Source organism: Clostridium chromiireducens (genome assembly GCF_002029255.1).
GTDB lineage: Bacteria > Bacillota > Clostridia > Clostridiales > Clostridiaceae > Clostridium > Clostridium chromiireducens.
This window is the reverse complement of sequence record NZ_MZGT01000026.1, coordinates 12,947-30,955: the sequence shown is the minus strand read 5'-3', so window position 1 is coordinate 30,955 and position 18,009 is coordinate 12,947. Positions and strand designations below refer to the sequence as shown.

Annotated in this window: 16 protein-coding genes; 11 read left to right on the top strand and 5 right to left on the bottom strand. The window is 28.7% G+C overall.

All coding sequences use genetic code 11. The features are described from left to right. Window positions 1–54 precede the first annotated feature (54 nt). The 7 genes from CLCHR_RS10900 (at window position 55) to CLCHR_RS10870 (ending at window position 8,964) form a co-directional block, all read left to right on the top strand. Window positions 55–243 (top strand): alpha/beta-type small acid-soluble spore protein, encoded by a 189-nt coding sequence (locus CLCHR_RS10900; RefSeq protein ID WP_079439832.1) that lies wholly within the window; start codon window positions 55–57, stop codon window positions 241–243. Between the two features lie 234 nt (window positions 244–477). Continuing rightward, on the top strand, window positions 478–1,611 hold the full coding sequence (locus tag CLCHR_RS10895; protein WP_079439831.1) for a metallophosphoesterase family protein: 1,134 nt from the start codon (window positions 478–480) through the stop codon (window positions 1,609–1,611). Then, window positions 1,601–4,339 carry an AAA family ATPase gene (locus CLCHR_RS10890; protein ID WP_079439830.1) on the top strand — a complete coding sequence of 913 codons (2,739 nt, stop codon included), beginning with the start codon at window positions 1,601–1,603 and terminating at the stop codon, window positions 4,337–4,339. Before CLCHR_RS10895 ends, CLCHR_RS10890 begins: the two co-directional genes overlap by 11 nt. A 157-nt stretch (window positions 4,340–4,496) precedes the next feature. Next, window positions 4,497–5,399 carry a metal ABC transporter solute-binding protein, Zn/Mn family gene (locus CLCHR_RS10885; RefSeq protein ID WP_079439829.1) on the top strand — a complete coding sequence of 301 codons (903 nt, stop codon included), beginning with the start codon at window positions 4,497–4,499 and terminating at the stop codon, window positions 5,397–5,399. Between the two features lie 258 nt (window positions 5,400–5,657). Continuing rightward, window positions 5,658–7,448 carry a MutS-related protein gene (locus CLCHR_RS10880; RefSeq protein WP_079439828.1) on the top strand — a complete coding sequence of 597 codons (1,791 nt, stop codon included), beginning with the start codon at window positions 5,658–5,660 and terminating at the stop codon, window positions 7,446–7,448. A gap of 36 nt (window positions 7,449–7,484) precedes the next feature. Further along, on the top strand, window positions 7,485–8,396 hold the full coding sequence (locus CLCHR_RS10875; RefSeq protein WP_079439827.1) for a 3'-5' exonuclease: 912 nt from the start codon (window positions 7,485–7,487) through the stop codon (window positions 8,394–8,396). A 118-nt stretch (window positions 8,397–8,514) separates the two neighbouring features. Continuing rightward, on the top strand, window positions 8,515–8,964 hold the full coding sequence (locus tag CLCHR_RS10870) for a CBS domain-containing protein (protein ID WP_079439826.1): 450 nt from the start codon (window positions 8,515–8,517) through the stop codon (window positions 8,962–8,964). Window positions 8,965–8,979: 15 nt separating this feature from the next. On the opposite strand, the gene CLCHR_RS10865 is transcribed toward CLCHR_RS10870, so the two are convergent. From CLCHR_RS10865 to CLCHR_RS10850, 4 genes are all read right to left on the bottom strand, one after another. After that, a complete protein-coding gene (locus tag CLCHR_RS10865; protein WP_079439825.1) occupies window positions 8,980–9,249 on the bottom strand; it encodes a hypothetical protein in 270 nt (89 codons plus the stop codon). Window positions 9,250–9,466: 217 nt separating this feature from the next. After that, on the bottom strand, window positions 9,467–10,123 hold the full coding sequence (locus tag CLCHR_RS10860; RefSeq protein ID WP_079439824.1) for a DUF1292 domain-containing protein: 657 nt from the start codon (window positions 10,121–10,123) through the stop codon (window positions 9,467–9,469). A gap of 8 nt (window positions 10,124–10,131) precedes the next feature. Next, complete coding sequence (locus tag CLCHR_RS10855; RefSeq protein ID WP_079439823.1) at window positions 10,132–10,782, bottom strand: PspA/IM30 family protein; 651 nt, start codon at window positions 10,780–10,782, stop codon at window positions 10,132–10,134. 22 nt (window positions 10,783–10,804) lie between these two features. Next, window positions 10,805–11,401, bottom strand: a complete 597-nt coding sequence (locus tag CLCHR_RS10850) for a hypothetical protein (protein ID WP_423236632.1) — start codon at window positions 11,399–11,401, stop codon at window positions 10,805–10,807. 396 nt (window positions 11,402–11,797) lie between these two features. Here CLCHR_RS10850 and rpsA point away from each other — a divergent pair, with 396 nt between their 5' ends. Beyond that, complete coding sequence (gene rpsA / locus CLCHR_RS10845; protein WP_079439821.1) at window positions 11,798–12,946, top strand: 30S ribosomal protein S1; 1,149 nt, start codon at window positions 11,798–11,800, stop codon at window positions 12,944–12,946. Window positions 12,947–13,032: 86 nt separating this feature from the next. On the opposite strand, the gene pyk is transcribed toward rpsA, so the two are convergent. Then, window positions 13,033–14,451 (bottom strand): pyruvate kinase, encoded by a 1,419-nt coding sequence (pyk, locus tag CLCHR_RS10840; RefSeq protein ID WP_079439820.1) that lies wholly within the window; start codon window positions 14,449–14,451, stop codon window positions 13,033–13,035. A 164-nt stretch (window positions 14,452–14,615) separates the two neighbouring features. Between pyk and CLCHR_RS10835 the strand changes: the two genes are divergently transcribed. The 3 genes from CLCHR_RS10835 to CLCHR_RS10825 all read left to right on the top strand — a co-directional run bounded on the left by CLCHR_RS10835 (window position 14,616) and on the right by CLCHR_RS10825 (window position 17,928). Then, entirely contained in the window at window positions 14,616–16,073 is a 1,458-nt protein-coding gene (locus tag CLCHR_RS10835) for an aminoacyl-histidine dipeptidase (protein ID WP_079439819.1), read from the top strand. Window positions 16,074–16,489: 416 nt separating this feature from the next. Continuing rightward, the gene (locus tag CLCHR_RS10830; protein ID WP_079439818.1) at window positions 16,490–17,083 is read left to right on the top strand and encodes a C40 family peptidase; all 594 of its coding nucleotides are present in this window, start codon (window positions 16,490–16,492) and stop codon (window positions 17,081–17,083) included. 173 nt (window positions 17,084–17,256) lie between these two features. Then, on the top strand, window positions 17,257–17,928 hold the full coding sequence (locus tag CLCHR_RS10825) for a sporulation-associated protein (RefSeq protein ID WP_079439817.1): 672 nt from the start codon (window positions 17,257–17,259) through the stop codon (window positions 17,926–17,928). The last annotated feature ends 81 nt before the right edge of the window (window positions 17,929–18,009 follow it).

The following is an 18,009-nucleotide window of genomic DNA, read 5'->3' as shown; positions in this document are numbered from 1 at the left end:
TAATTTAAATTTTATCTGCTGATTTATACCAAATTAACCGAGGAGGGGATCGTTATGTCAAGTAATAATAGGACATTAGTTCCAGAAGCAAGACGAGGCTTGAAAGAATTCAAGAACGAAGTAGCTCAAGAACTAGGAGTTCCATTTAAAGAGTATAATGGAAACTTAAGTTCTAGACAATGTGGTTCAGTAGGCGGAGAAATGGTAAAAAGAATGGTAGAGGAATATGAAAGTAGGATTTAATTGGAATCAGAAGATTCTCAAAACTAGATTTGAAAGTATATATGTTATAAATAACATAATCATATTCTAAAGCAGGGAGATACATTACACAGATATGTAATGTATCTCTTCTTTTATTTATGAAAATTAGAAAATTTTAAGCATAAGAATAGTCTTTAGATTTGGACTCTTCATAAGTTTCATGATAGAATTAGAACAAAGGTTCGTTGTATAAAATGATTGCAGGTGATTAATATGAGAAGAATAAAAATTTTACATACAGCAGATATACATTTTGATACACCCTTTAGTGGAATGACACCCAAGGGAGCGCTAAAAAGTAAAGAAGAGCTAAAGCAAGTATTCGATAAAATAATGAAAATATCCCTAGAAAGGGAAATTGATATTCTTTTAATAGCAGGAGATGTATTTGATAATTTATCTGTAAATAAGACCACACTTTATTTTATAAAAAGTTGTTTTGAAAAAATAAGTCAAGTAAGAGTATTTATAAGTCCGGGCAACCATGATCCTTTTAATGAAAAATCATTTTATAGTATTGTAGATTGGCCAAGTAATGTTTATATATTTAAGGGAGAAATGGAAAATGTAATTCTTGAGGATTTGAATACTGTAGTGTGGGGCGTCGGATTTAATACTCCACATGTTAATAAATCTCTATTAAAAGAAATTAGAAGAATAGATGGGTATAACAATATTATGGTTATGCATGGAGAAATTACAACTTCAAAAGAAACAAATGAATATAATCCAGTTACTGAAAATGAGATAGCTAAAAGCAATATGGATTATGTGGCCTTAGGGCACAGGCATAAGTTTTCAGGAGTGAAAAAGATAGATAATACCTATTATAGTTATTGCGGCTGTCCTCAAGGTAGAGGGTTTGATGAACTCGACGATAAAGGAATAGTTCTGATAGAACTTAAAGAGAGATTTGTAGAAAGTGAGTTTATTAAAACTTCAATAAGAAATTATTATGAGAAGGAAATAAGTATCGAGGGATGTTTTGGGTATAATGAAGTTAAAGATAAGGTTATCAACGAGATTTTAGGTTTTGATAGAAAAAATAATTTCTATAAGATAATTTTAAAGGGACAAGTATCCGAAGAGTTTTCAATAAATGAAGAAGTTTTAGAAGAGTTACTTAAAACCGAATTTTATTTTGTAAAAGTTATAGATAAAAGTGAGATAAGGTTAGACATAAATGAATTAATGAAAGGATACTCTCTAAAAAGTATATTTGCAAAGAAGATATACGAAAAATTACAGAGTGCACAAACAGAAGAGGAAAAGGAAATTATTAATTCAGCACTGAAAATAGGGCTTCAGAGTATATCAGGTGATGAGGTTAAAATGTATGATTATTAAGAAAGTTAACATAAGATTTTTTGCAGGAATAAAAGAAAAATCTGTAGATTTTGCAAAAGGATTTAATTTAATCTATGGAAAAAATGAAAGAGGAAAAAGTTCCATTGAAAATTTTATTAGAATATGGTTATACGGAATTGATGGCTCTAGAAGTAAGCTTAACGATAGAAAAAAATACTTGCCATTAACGGGAGAAAAAATCTCTGGTGAATTAATTGTTGAGGATAAAGGCAGGGGATATATTATAAAACGTGCCTTTGGAGTTACGAGGAAAGAAGATGAATGTGAAATATTTGATGAAATAACAGGTGAAATTATAGAAATTGACTATAATAATGAACCGGGAAGATATTTCTTTGATATAAATTCAGCTACATTCATGAAGACTTTATTTATAAATCAATTAGGTGTTATGGTTTCTAAAGATAAAGAAGAAGAAATTATGGAAAAAATAACAAACATTTATAATACAGGAGATGAAAATACATCTATAAGAAAAATTATTGAAAGACTTGAAAAAAGAAGGAAGCAGCTAGTTGGCGTTAGAAAGGGAGGAGAACTTGACTTATTAAAAGAGAATAGTAATTCTCTTAAAGCAGAGTTGTGGGAAGCGTACAAATTAGGAGAAGAAAGTATAGAGAATGAAGAAAGTTTATTAAAAAAGAATGAGGAAAAGATTAGTATAAAGGATAATATTCAAAAATTAGACTTATATAAAAAATATATTAAGAAGGTAAAATTACAAAAAGACTATAAGGAAATAAGTAATTATTTAATTAAAGGAGAAGAACTCAAAAGAAAGCAAAATGCCATTAGTGAGGAACTTAAAAAAGGTGATGGCTATATAACTATTGAACTTTTAGAAGATATTAATGAAAAATGTTCTAAATATTTAAGTTTACTAGATGTAAAGCAAGAAAAAATAAATAAATTTAATATTGTACAAGAAAGTGCCAGAGAAAAAAAAGATAATATAAAAAAATACAATGTGTTTGATTCTATGGGAAAAAATATTAAAGAAAAGATATACACTTTGAGACTTGACATGAAGAGTCTAGAAGAAAAGCTTAATGATGTTATTAATATTCAAAATTTAATAGCTAGATATAAAATGGATATAAACAAAAAAGCTAAGAACATTCATAATTTAGAATTTATTATGAAATACAGAGAAGATATAGAAGAGACTCTTAATTTGTATAAAGAAAGCTTGAAAGAGTTAAAATACATGATGGAAAATAATAGTTATAGCAAATTAGAAGTAAATTCAAGGAAGTCTTATAATACTATAAAATTTACTTATATTTTGGGGAGTGTTAGTATTATAGCTTTTATTTATTGTGTACTAAAGCAAATAATGCCTATTATAATCGTATTTATTCCTATTTTCATTGTATTAATCAGATTATATTTAAAACATTTACTAATAATAAAAAATAACGAATTAGCAGAAAAAAGTAATCAGGCTATTGTCATTTCAAAGAAGCAAATTGATGAATATGAAGAAAAATTAAATTTATATATAAATAAAACTGAATCTTTGTCTTATGAAGAGTTTATTAACAAGATAACTCAATATGATAAGTTTAAAAATTATAATGATAATATAAATTTAATTATTAAAAATAAGGAAGAAGAAATTAGTAAATATGATATTACTCAACTGAAATCAAATTACAATAAAACTAAAGGGGTAATGGCTTCATTATATAGCATTCTGTCGTGCAATACTTTAGATGAGGTATTAGATAAATTAGACGTATACGAAAAATTAAAAGAAGATCTATCTAGGAATGAGTATGAAATTAATGGACTAAAGCAAGAAATTAAAAATATTGATGAACAATTATCTGATAAAGAGCTTGAAATAAAAAAGAAGACTACTGTTCTAGGATTAGAAAATGTGGAAATAGTGGATTTGCATATAAGTTTAAAAGAATATAAAGAGAAAATAAGTAAAATGAAAGAAATAAAGAATGCACTTGATAATGTGGAAGAAACATATAAAGTTTTACTCAAAGATAGGAATATAGATGAAATAAAGGAAGAAATGAAACAATTGATAAATCAGGATATAATGAATTATTCTTATGAATCTGAAGAAGAAATTGATGCTGAGATTAGAGCTAAATCTAATGAGCTATTAATAGTCGAGAAAGAAATAAAAGATTTGGAACATCTTATAGAAAAAAGATATCTTGGAAAAAGGGAAATTGCAGAAATAGAGGAAGATGTCCTCATTAATAATGAAAGAATTAGTAAATTAGAGAAAGAGTTTAAAGCGCTAGAATTAACTGCTGAACTATTTCAGGAATCGTTTAATGAAATTAGAAAGAATGTTGGTCCAGATTTAAATAATAAAGTTATTAATAAATTTAATTTTTTAACTGGTGAAGAATATGAAGAAGCTAAGATCTCTGAGGAGTATAAATTAAAAGTTAGGAATAAAGGAATACTATTTGATGGAGATATATTAAGTAATGGAGCTAAAGATCAACTGTATCTAGCACTTAGATTTTCATTTATTAATATGCTATTTAATGATAAAGATATACCTATATTTCTTGATGATGCTTTTGTTCAGTATGATGATGAGAGAAGAGAAAAAGCAATAAAACTCTTAATGAAAGAAGAATTCAGCCAAATAATTTTATTTACTTGTCAGGAAATTGAGAAATCTATCTTGGACAGTAATGATTATAAATATAATTTAATAACTTTAAGCTAAAATCAGAAAATATATTGGGATGACTTGTTATAATGATTTCGTTAGTGGGAAATATATAAATGGTTATTATTTTTTACTGTTCTTGACATATTTAAACTTTCACTGTAATATTATTAAAGAGTTGCAAATGCAAATCACATGCAAGTGGAGGGGTTATATGCGAAAGAAGATTATTTCGGGAGTATTAGCTATATTAATGGGGATTACATTAATTGGCTGTGGAGACAATACTAAAGCTACAACAAAAAATACAGATGATAATAAACTAAGTGTTATAGTTTCTATATATCCATTAAAGGAATTTACTGAAAAGATTGCTGGGGATAAAGCAGAAGTAACGTGCTTAGTACCAGATAATATGGAGCCACATGATTATGAACCTAAAACCAAAGATTTTCAAACTTTAACTAAAAGCAAAGTTTTCATTTACAATGGATTGGGTATGGAATCATGGGTAGACAAAGTTAACGAAACTATAAAAGATAAAAATTTAGTGATTGTGGATTCAAGTTCTGGCATTGAAGTTAGGAAAGAAGAAGATGCAGTTGATCCTCATATTTGGTTAAGCTTAAAGAATGCAGAAATACAATCACAAAACATTAAAGATGCGCTTGTTAAATCAGATGAAAAAAATAAAGATTATTATGAAGCTAATTATAATAAATTTAAAGAAGAACTAGAGAGTCTATATAGTGAATATAAACCTAAATTTGATGCAGTAAATCAAAAGAATTTTATTACAGGTCATGCTGCGTTTGGGTATCTGTGCAGAGATTTCGGATTAACACAAAAATCAGTAGAAAACTTATTTGCAGAGGGAGAGCCAACTCCAAAACAATTAGAAAGTTTAGTTGGTTTTTGTAAAGAAAATAACATAAAAACTGTTTTCTCTGAGTCATTAGCCAGCCCTAAGGTATCGGAAACGTTGGCAAAAGAAGTTCAAGCAAATGTTGTTCCAATACTAACCCTAGAATCAAAAGAAGATGATAAGAGTTATTTAGAGGCTATGAGATATAATCTAGATGAAATATATAGATGCATGTTATCAGAGCAAAAATAAAATTTTAACTTTACATTGTAAATTATGAATACATCTGTAACTAAGTAAATGAAAATATGAAGTAAATTAAAATATCATTAAGAAAATAGATATTTTAATTTACTTTATTTTATTATAAAACTATTTTAAAAAATTATATAGGAAATAATTGACACATAGTTTTAATGACGTAAAATAAAGATAGTGATTATTAGGAGTGGTAGAGATATTATAATTTCTTATTAAGGTTTAAAATAAAAAATTATTATGGGAGGAATTATGAGATTAGCAGAAGAATTTTATAAAGGTAACATAGAAAAGAATACAAGGAAAAGTAAAATATTAAGCTCAAAGGTAGAAGTTATTGGATGGAGTAGATTGATTGTATTTGCTATTTGTGTTTTAATTGATTATTTCTTATATAAACAAAATAAAATAAGTTTAGCAATAGTAGTGACAATAGTTCTTCTAGGGTTATTCCTATTTTTAATATTTTATCATAATAATATTTTCGAGTTAAAAAAAAGGATTGATTTATTAGTATATATAAATCAAAATGGTTTAAAAAGAATAAATAATGAATTCACTAGTTTTGAGGATAATGGCTCAGAATACTTGGATGATGAGCATCCATTTATAAATGACTTGGATGTATTTGGTGAGAATTCAATTTTTCAATACATTAATACTACTGTAACAAAGGGTGGAAGAGAAGAACTAGTGAGTCTACTAAAAAATGAGAAAAAATTAAATAAAAATGAGATAGTAAAAAGGCAGCAAGCAATTAAAGAATTAGGAGAAAAAGCCGAATGGAGACAAAATCTAATTGTTGAAGGCAGTGTTAAAAAATCAAAAGATATAGATTTAGGTAGTCTTCTTAAATGGAGTAAAGATAATGAATCGTCAAGTCCTTTGAGAGTAGCTATTGCTTGTACGTTTATTTTGGCAACAATATGTTCTATACTGGCAGCTGTAAATGGGATAATACCGCAGTCATTTTTACTCTTAGATTTTTCTGTGAATTTTATTGTTATTAAGATATTATCAAAAGGAATGAGAAGAGAACTTGAGCTATTCGAATCTATAAAACATAGTGTGTATGCATATAGTAAAATTTTATGGTTAATAGAAAATGAAAATTTTAATTCTGAGTATTTGATAAAAATAAGTAGTAAATTAAGAAATGATTCAGTAAGTTGCAAAGAGGAAATTAAAAAATTTTCTAATATACTTGATTGGGCTGGAAACAGTAAATACAATGCGTATTATTTAATATTGAATATACTCGTGTTTTCAGACGTATTCCTTATGAGGAGTTTGGAAAAATGGAGAGAGAAAAATGGTAAAAAGCTTGAAGAATGGCTTGAAGTAATGCATGAGATAGATGCATTATGTAGTATATCGAATTTATCATTTGAAAATGATAATTGGGCCTACCCTATAATATTGGATAAAAACGAAATTGAAGGAATAAATATAGGCCATCCATTACTTGGAAAAAAGGCGGTTAGAAATACATTTTCATTAAAAGGGGAGCACAAGGTATCGCTAATAACTGGCTCAAATATGTCTGGAAAGAGTACGTTTTTAAGAACATTAGGAGTAAATCTAATTCTTAGCTATATTGGAGCCCCAGTATGTGCCGATGAATTTTCTTGTGGAATTATGAATACTTATACTTGCATGAGAACAAAAGATAATTTAGAAGAAAGCATCTCCTCATTTTATGCAGAAATTTTACGAATAAAAATGTTAATAGAGGCCTGTAAAAACGGAGAAAAAATATTTTTTCTCTTAGATGAGATATTTAAGGGCACAAATTCTAAAGATAGGCATGTTGGGGCGATAGTTCTCATTAAGCAGTTAATAAAATATGGAGGAGTAGGTCTTGTATCTACTCATGATCTAGAGTTATGTGACTTAGAAAAAGAAAATAACAGTATAATAAATTATAACTTTAGAGAATTCTATAAAGATGGTAAAATTAAATTTGATTATATATTAAGAAAAGGTAAGAGTGAAACGCAAAATGCAATTCACTTAATGAAACTTGCAGGAATAGATTTTTAGAATTTAAATTAAAAGTGATTTTAGAAAGGATTAGATATGGGGTACATTATTATTGATTTAGAGTTTAATAACTTAAAGAATATAACAAACTATTATAAGAACTTTTTTGAAATGTATGGCGAGTTTGAATCTATAGGTATAGAAAATGAGATTATAGAAATAGGAGCTGTAAAGGTAGATAAATACATGAAACCTATAAGCGAAATTAGAGAATATATAAAACCAAGTGTTTTTCCTGTAATTAATCCTATTGTTACTGAAATTACTAAAATAGATATGAATATACTTAATGAAAAGGGCATAACTTTTAAAGAAGCTATAGATAAGCTCGAGGATATGTTCGAAGAGGGTGATGTTCTTTGTTCATGGGCAAAAGATGATGTCGCAGAATTAATCATAAATGCGCATTACTATAATTACAGCAGTCTAAAATGGCTTAATGAGTATTTAGATATTCAGGAATATACTACTAAGATGCTAGCTCATAAAAAGGCGCTGGGATTAAAGGCAGCTTTAGATGAATTGAAGATTAAAGTTGATGACACTAAATTGCACGATGCGTTAAATGATGCAAAATATACAGTAGAGGTGTTTAGAAGGGTATACAATTCGAGGATTATTAAGAATTATCTGGTTAAGGATATTTATAATATGCCTGCAATTCATATATCAGATCTTGAAAGCGTTAAAATTGATGAAGATAAGTTAGAGTTAAAGTGTCCAAAGTGTGGTAAGAGGGTTGAATTGGAAACGGCGATTGAACTTTTAAATTGGAGATTTGCATCCGTAGGAACATGCCCTAAATGTAAGAGTAATGTTTTGTGTGAAATCATGGTAAAGAAAACTCTTCAAGGAGAAGATGGATATGATGAAGTTAATAGTATTTTAAAAGATGAGTCATATTTAAATTATATATATAAGTTAGAGAATAGTGGCAAGAAGAGGTGATTTTAATAAAAATTCAATGATAAGTAATAATTTCTTAAAAGAATTTTAAGAAAAAATATGATAAAATAGATTTGTAAATAAAAATTAAACGAATACATTTAAGGAAAGGATTTTATTTATGAATATAGCCTTTTTTCTTACACCTAAAAATGAGGTAATATGTGAAAATCAAGATGCAACAATGAGACAAGTCATGGAGAGAATGGAGCATCATGGGTATACTGCAATTCCAATTATAAATAGAGAGGGAAAGTACGTAGGAACTCTAACAGAGGGAGACCTACTATGGAAACTAAAAAATACGAATAATTTAAACTTTAAAAATACTGAATCTGTTAGGGTTAAAGATATACAAAGAAGAATAAATCATAAATCTGTATCTATAACATCTAATATAGAGAGCTTAATTTCTTTGGCAGAAAGTCAAAATTTTGTTCCAGTAACTGATGATAATGGAACTTTTATAGGAATTATAAAAAGAAGTGATATAATAAATTACTGTTTCAATGAAATGGAAAAAAGAAAAGCATTAGAAGTGCAACAATTCTCAATGTATTATGAGGGGTAGTGCTTTGTGAAGAACTTAAAGTGAAGTGATAAACAACCGAAATAGAATACATATATGTTCCACAGGGCTGTGAAAAACTTCGCTGGGAATATCTAAATGGAAAGTTGCACCACTTCTGCATGTTCCTATGGCAAGCATAGGACAAGCAAAAGTGGAACAACTTCCCGTTAAGATATTCAGAGCAGCTTGTTTTTCAATGCCTGTTCCACATATATGTATTCTATTTCTTTGTACCTCACTTACTTTAAGTGTTAAGTAAATACCATATGCATAAAAATGGTTCATTAAAGGTATTGTCACCAAAGAAATATAAAAATACTTGCTTAGATATGATGTGTTTTAAGTTATGCTAAATTAGAAATGGAATATATGTTTTTGCGAACTCTTCAAAGAAGCGAAGCAAACACATATATTCCATTTCTATTATTTAGCAGTAAACTTAAAGCATGCTCATACTGCGAGTATTTTGATATTTCGATGCTGCACAATACCTTATAGGTTGCTATGCATTTTGGTAAGTCTCTACTACAAAGTCGAATTCATTAGGATCAGTTATTTCACCAAAGGAATCTTCTCGAATTCCAGGGTAGTAATATAATACTAATTTATCATTTGAATCTCTAATATTCTCTAATAGAATATATAAGTTGTCTAAAGAACAATCTTCAACAACTGCCAAAGCTTTATATTTTGAGGCCCTTCCGTTATCATTGTTAGTAAGGTCTAGTGTGAAATTTTCAAACTTTCTAACATTAACTCTTTCCTTGTCGCAGAAACAAATCATAGATGCATCCCTACAACTTGAACATTTTTTGAAATTACATTCAAAAGCACAGCTTAGGCATTCACAGTTAGAGCATTTCTCTAATTGCTTAAAAGTATCTCTGTTTTTTGTCTTAAAATCTTGTAGTAAGCCAATACTTGGATTAGATTTAAACATTGAAAATATAGATTTCTTTTTACAGTCAGCTTCAGCGGAATCTAATAGTTTAGTATACTCTTGAAGAACTGAAGCTTTAGTATAATATTTTCTGATTTTTAAATCTTCTTCTGATATGAAAGGAGAAATTTCGCTTATTGCATAAGCTATATCAGTATATATCTTTCCCCAGTATCTTCTTTCTTCATTAATAAAATCAATATCTTTATCATTATCCATCTGATCACCTAGTTGGTTTTGTATTTTGCTAATTCAAGATCTAAGTCAACTTCATCTAATTTTTCAAACTCACTATCAAAATTATCTAAATCTCTTAACTCACCTAATCCTTGAGCAAGTGATTCTTTTCTTTGAATTTTTCTTTCAATACTATCAATTTGTATTGAATTGCTCTTTGTTTGCACATTAGCAAGAACTTCATTAACCTTTTGAGATGCTTCAGCATTGGCAAATCTTGCAGCAGCTTCATCTCTGTAACTCCTAGTCTTTGTTATTTCTTCTTCTAAAGCGCGAAGATTTGCCTTTATTGTATCAGCTTGAGCTTTAGCATTATCATAGCTTGCTTGTAATGAAGTGATTTTTTTATCTGTTTCAACTTTCTTAGCTAAAGCTCTTTTAGCTAAATCTTCATTCCCTTTACTTAATGCTAATTTAACTTTTTGATCATAATCTTCAGATTCTTTTTTTGCAAGGATTAATTTTTTTTCGATTTCATGAGCGTTACCTAATATTTGAGCCGAGCTTAATTTAGCTTTGTTAAACTGCTCGTCCATATCTCTTAATTTTTGATCTAATAATTCAATTGGATTCTCCATTTCGTCCAAAGTGCTATTGACCTTTCCTTTTATCATATTTGACATTCTTGTAAAAATTCCCATATTAATACCTCCGAGTTTTTTATTATTTTCTTTTATTATTTAAATATTTTTTTATTATTATAATAGCTAGGATGAATATTCCAGCTAAAATTAAAGCATTTATTATAGAACTTGCAATGGAACCAAAATAAAATGGTCTATAAAAATATCCGCCTCCTCCACCGAAGAATGGCCAGAAAGAACTTCTGGATGAACCGGTATTATTATATGTTTGAGTATTATTATTATTATTATTATTATTATTATTATTATTATTATCCTTTGTATTTGAAGAGTCATCAGTTTTGCTCTTATCGGTCGAAGAATATGAACCACTACTAAATCCTTTTGCAGCACCATTACTTGTGGACGATGTACTTGAATCAGATTTACTAGAGGTGCTATCACTACTGCTTGAAAAGTTTCCAGATTTAAAGCCCTCGCCACTTTTTGAACTAGTAGAATCTTTAGTTGTACTTGTAGAGGATTTGCCAGATGAACTAGAACCACTAAAAGATCCTGAACTAAATCCGCTACTCGATTTTGAACTGCTAGAACTAGATTTGCTACTACTAGAACTTGATTTACTGCTAGATTTAGCAAAAGCAATTGTATTATTAGTTGGTATATTCATGCCCATAAATGATAAGGCATCTAATGGTAAATTAGAAAATGTAAATATAAATGTTAGAAAAATAGTTAAAACATATTTTCTAGTAATCTTATGAATAGTGATCACCCCTTTAAAGATTATGTATTTATTATATTAAAAAGCGTCCTTATACACAATATGGAATAAGAACGAAAAAAGACTAAAAAAGATTACTAGAGTTATATATCCTTGCTAAAGGTTATGATATCTCTTTAATAATAGTTTTTTTAAACTTTTTAAAAGGTATTTAATACTATTTGTGTTTAAATATGATTAAATATATATCATAATTATATTCTAAGTAAAAGAACTATACTTGTATATTATTTTTTATTAGGCTAATATTGTAAGTAGAGTAAATTATATATTAAGGAGTGATTGTTAATGGCTAATGAAGAAATGAGCATGAGTGAACTTTTGAATAATTATGATGTAAAAAGGCTAAACAAAGGGGACATTTTAAAGGGAAAAGTAATCGATGTAAATGATAAGGAAGTTTCAGTTAATATAAACTATGCATTTGATGGATTGATATCTAAAGAAGAGCTGTCAGTAGATGAAAAAGATCCTAGAGAAGTAGTTAATAAGGATGATGAAATCGATGTATATGTATTATCCCCTAATGATGGAGAGGGATACGTTGAACTTTCATTAATAAGAGCAAGACAAATTAAAGAAAAAGAAGAATTAGTAAAATATTTCAAAGATCAAAAAAATATTTCTGTTAAAATCAAGGAAGAAACTAAAGGTGGAGTAATTGCCTACTATGGAAATGTTAGAATTTTTATTCCTGGATCACTTGTAAGTAGAGAAAGAATTGAACTCAGCACTTTAATTGGAAGAGAACTTGATGTTAAAATTACAGAATTAGATTTCAGAAATAACAAGGTAGTAGCTTCGAGAAGAATAATTGAAGAAGAAGAATATAATAAAAATAAAAAAGTTGTTTGGGATAGCTTAGTTGAGGGCGAAAAGAAAAATGGTGTTGTTAAGAAGTTGGTTAAATTTGGTGCGTTTGTAGATATTGGAGGGTTAGAAGGTCTAATTCATATTTCAGATTTATCTTGGGAAAGAGTTAACAAGCCAGAAGATGTTGTTAAGGAAGGTGACAAAGTAGAAGTATTTATAGGTAAGGTAGATAAAAAGAATGAAAGATTATCATTAATATTAAAGGACGTAAATAAAGAGCCATGGACAGTGCATAGCAGCGATATAAAAGTAGGGGATATACTAGAAGGTAAAGTTGTACGTTTAACATCATTTGGCGCGTTTGTAGAATTATTTGATGGAATAGAAGGTTTAGTACATATAACAGAGATAACTGACGACCATATTGCAAAATCTTCCGATGTTCTAGAGCTTAACCAAAAAGTAAAGGTTAAAGTATTAAACTTTAATAAAGAAGATAAAAGGATATCTTTAAGTATAAAAGAGGCTGTTGAAACTAATAATGAATATCTTAATTATGTTGATAATGCTGATAATGCAGGAACATCTCTTGGAGATTTACTTAAAGGATTTAAATTTGAATAATTATTTTGAACTATGTCATTTTTGTGAGTAATAAAAAATAAGTATGGAAAAATCCATACTTATTTTTATTACAAGATAGTTAAAAATTAAAGTTTTTCAATCTTTAACATATTAGTTCCACCTGTTTGAGTTGTTGGCATTCCAGCAGCAACAATAATATCATCTCCAGGCTGTGTGAAGTTTAAATCAAATACAGTATTTTTAGCTTCAGTTAATATTTCATCTGTAGAGTTAAACATTTTACAAGGCATTGGGAATATACCGAAGTTTAGGCTTAAGCTCTTACGTACTTGCTCGTAAGGTGTGATAGCTATGATCGGAGCTTTAGATCTATATCTTGAAAGTAATCTTGCTGTAGCTCCACTCTTAGTAGCAGCAACGATAGCTTTTGCATGTAAGATGTTCGCAGTTCTACATGCAGAATAACTTATTGCAGCAGCATAATCAGTAAGAGAAGGTTCCCTTAATCTTGCTGTTAAGTGATCATAATCTAAATATTCTTCAGCCTCTTGAGCTATTTTAGACATTGTTTTTGCAGCTTCTATAGGGAAGCTTCCAGAAGCACTTTCACCACTTAGCATTATTGCATCAGTACCATCAAAGATAGCGTTACAAACGTCACTTGCTTCAGCTCTAGTTGGAAGTGAATTTCTAATCATTGAATCAAGCATTTGAGTTGCAGTTATAACAACTTTACCTGCTTCATTACATTTTTTAATTATCATTTTTTGGATTATAGGAACTCTTTGAATTGGAATTTCAACTCCCATATCTCCTCTGGCAACCATTACAGCATCAGTAACATCGATGATTGAATCTATGTTATCCACACCTTCTTGGTTTTCTATCTTAGCAATTACTTTTATATGCTCACCATGATTTTCTTTTAAAACTTTTTTTACATCTAGTATGTCACTAGACTTTCTTATAAAAGAAGCAGCTATAAAGTCAACGCCCATTTTGCATCCGAATTTAATATCTTCAACATCTTTCTCAGTAATAGATGGTAATTTAATTACTACATTAGGAACATTAACGCCCTTATGATTTTTTATTTCTCCACCAACTACAACTTTAGTGTGAATTGTTTTACCCTCAACTCCAGTAACTTTAAACTTTAAAAGTCCATCATCAACTAGAATTTTTCCGCCAACTTTGATGTCTTGATAAAGAACATCATATGAAATAGAGCATCTTTTTTCATCTCCAAGGATTTCTTTCCCACAGATAAACTCAAAATCATCACCTTCGTGAAGAGTTACGCCATCATTTACGAAATTATGTGTTCTGATTTTAGGTCCTTTTATATCAAGAACTATAGCAGTTGCAGATTTCATTTCTTTACTTAAACGTTGGATTAATTCTATTTTCTCTTTGTGTGATTCATGTGTACCATGAGAGAAATTTAATCTTGCAGCGCTCATCCCGATTTCAATAAATTTTCTTAATGTTTCTTCGTTATCACTAGCTGGACCAATAGTAAAAATCATTTTTGTTTTTTGCATATAAACACCTCACATTAAAATTTTATACATTATACTTATAGTGTGTGAAATAATAAATCATAAAATAATAATAATATAAATATAGCAATATTTTATGATAAACTAAGAAAAAAGATATGTATAATGATATTTTATCACATAATTGGAGAAAGGAAGAGCAAAGTATGAAAATTTTAGAGAATATTACAGATGAGAGGATCTTCTATCACTTTAAGGAGATAAATAAAATACCTAGGGGATCGGGGAACGAAGAGCAAATAAGTAATTATTTAATTGAGTTTGGAAAGAAATTAGGATTAGAATGTATTCAGGATAAAGCTTTAAATGTCATTATAAAAAAGCCGGCCTCAAAGGGATATGAAAATTCACCAACGGTAATAATTCAAGGTCATATGGATATGGTATGTGAAAAGAATAATGATAAAGTTCATGATTTCACAAAAGATCCAATAGGTTTTATCGTTAAGGATGATTATATATATGCTGACAATACTACCCTTGGTGGAGATGACGGAATTGCGGTTGCATACGCAATGGCAATATTAGAAGATAATACAATAGAACATCCATCCATTGAAGTGTTAATAACTACAGATGAAGAATCTGGAATGAGTGGAGCTAGAGCTGTACAAAGGGAACATCTTAGCGGAAAGATTGTACTAAACTTAGATTCAGAAGAGGAAGGAATGCTTTGGGTTAGTTGTGCAGGTGGAATCAGGACTCAATCTACACTACCAATTGATTGGATAAATAAAAAAGAAAACACAAAAGAATTTATTCTTGAAGTTAAGGGATTAAAAGGTGGTCATTCAGGAGCAGAGATTCATTTAGGAAGAGGAAATGCTAATAAGATAATAGGAAGACTACTAAGAGAAATATCCAAAGAGGTCGGCTTTAATTTGATTTCACTAAATGGTGGAGCAAAAGATAATGCTATTCCAAGAGAAGCTACAGCTGTTCTCTCAATTGATGAATCAAAAGAAAAAGAATTAGTTGAAATTAAAACACGAGTATATGAAGAGCTTAAAAATGAATTTGGTAAAAAGGATCCAGGTTTGGAAGTAGTATTATTAGAAACTGATGTAAAGGCAGAAAAAGTATTTTCAGATGATACTACAAGTAAGGCGATCAGCCTATCTTATCTATATCCAAATGGAATAAATACAGTTAGTGCTGAAATAGAAGGATTAACTGAAAGTTCAACTAATCTTGGAGTAGTTATAACTAATGATAATGATATAGAATATCACAGTGCAGTAAGAAGTTCTGTACGCTCGTTAAAAGCAGAGATAGTTGAAAGGAATAAATGTTTGACTGAAGTTTTAGGGGGAACATTTACATCTAGTTCAAGTTATCCGGAATGGCCATATAAAGCAGATTCGAAAATAAGAGATATATGTAAAGAAGTATATTCAAGAATGTATGGAAAAGAACCGGAGGTTGTTGCTATTCATGCTGGACTAGAATGCGGGATACTTAAAGAAAGATTAGGAGACCTTGACATGATTAGTTTTGGGCCAGATATATTCGATATTCATACACCAAATGAACATATGAGTATATCATCTGCTCTTAGATGCTTTGAATACTTGTTAGAGGTTCTAAAAGAAATAAGAGAATAAAATAGTCATATAGTGTATAAGAGTGTTATGTAATAAGAAAATGGTAATAAAGCTAACTATTGATTTTATCTATTAAGATAAGATTTATGGTTAGCTTATTATTTTGTGGGGAAGTACCATATAAAAGATATAAGGAATAGAAGAAAATATAGGGAAATGAACGAATTATGTATGGCAAAAAATAAACTAAAAAGTCTGAAAATTATAAATTTACAGTAAATTGGCATTATTAAGAGAAATAATGAGAATGATGAAGATAATTTATTGTAAATAAAGATAAAAAAGTGTTAATAATTTGACCTATATCCAACTTATTAATATACTAAGAACATGTTTGAAAAATTAGAGGCGATATATAAACAAAAATGAAAATGTTTTCTAAATAATATAAATTAGGTCATGGAGAGGAAATAGAGATGAAAAATAAAAAATATGTTCTTAAAAAATGCATGATTACAGCTTTTGTTTTTTTAGGATTTTGTTTTATTAACACTCAAAATGCTAAAGCGGATACTACGCTAACTACTAGCAAAGGAATTACTCTTAAGACTAGCGAACTTAAAACAACTAAAGTGATTCAAGTACCTTCTGATTCAGGAGTAACATCAGATGATAATGATAAGGTTTCAAGGGGCGCTATTAGCAAAGGAACTGAGGTTGTTAATTATGCATATAAGTTTTTAGGAAAGCCATATGTTTATGGAGCGGCTGGCCCAAATGCTTTTGATTGTTCGGGATTAACGCAATTTATATATAATAAGTTTGGAGTTAACATATCTCGAACTACATATACTCAAGTAAATGAAGGAATTAAGGTTAATAGGAATGAACTTAGAGCAGGGGATTTAGTATTCTTCAATACAGAAGGGTCTATCAGTCATGTGGGAATTTATATTGGGAACGGGGAATTCATACATGCACCGAGATCTGGAAAGCCAGTAATGGTAAGCTCGTTATCTGATGGGTATTACTCTCAAAGGTACGCAACAGCAAGAAGAATATTAAATTAATCTATTAATAAATAATATTTTATATGAAGAGCAGATACTTGTATGTATTTGCTTTTTTTATTGATTATAAAAAGTACAATTTAGTAATAAATCTTAAATTATTTAACATAACTCATATATGTGTAACTTTTCGAATAAATATATTGTATAAGAGTATAAGAAGGAGGGATACTATGAGATACACAAGATATGAGTATAAAAGATCTAATAAGATAAAGTTTTTATGTAGTATTGCACTTATTGCGGGGGTATCAATAGGTGGCGGATTATATTTAAGTAACGTTATTTTTAATGGAAAAGAAATTCAAAGTAATAGTAGTAATTCAGGGTATTCAACTGATGTGAATTATGAAAGTAATATTCAAAATATTGTAGTATTACAATGTGGATATTACTCTAAGGAGGAAAATGCCAAGGAATTAGTTAATTCAATTTCGAAATATTGTCAACCGTTTATAGTCGAGGAAGATGGAAAGTTTAGAGTGCTTGCAGGTATATATAAGGAAGATGATGGATTAAAAAAAATTGAAGAATTTAAAAATAATAATATTGATGTTGCTAAAGTGAGTTTAAATATATCCAAGGATAATGTTGATAATAAAAAAATACTTGAAATCATAGATGGCTTTCTTACAGTTAGAAATAAACTACAAGATAATGGGGTAAAAAGTATAAAAACAGCAGAATTTAAAGAATGGGCAGATAAAATTTTAAATGATAATGGTAGCAATAAATCTGAAAAGTTAAACTATATTGAGAGTTATATAAAGAATTTACCAGATGAAATAGATAAAACAAATAGTGACACTAACATTCAGCAATTATATAAATTAATTAAAAATTAAAGAAATAGATAAGAATTATTACAACTAAATTACATTTATATAAAAAAACTTATAACTTGGTGTAACACACTTGTTTAAGAA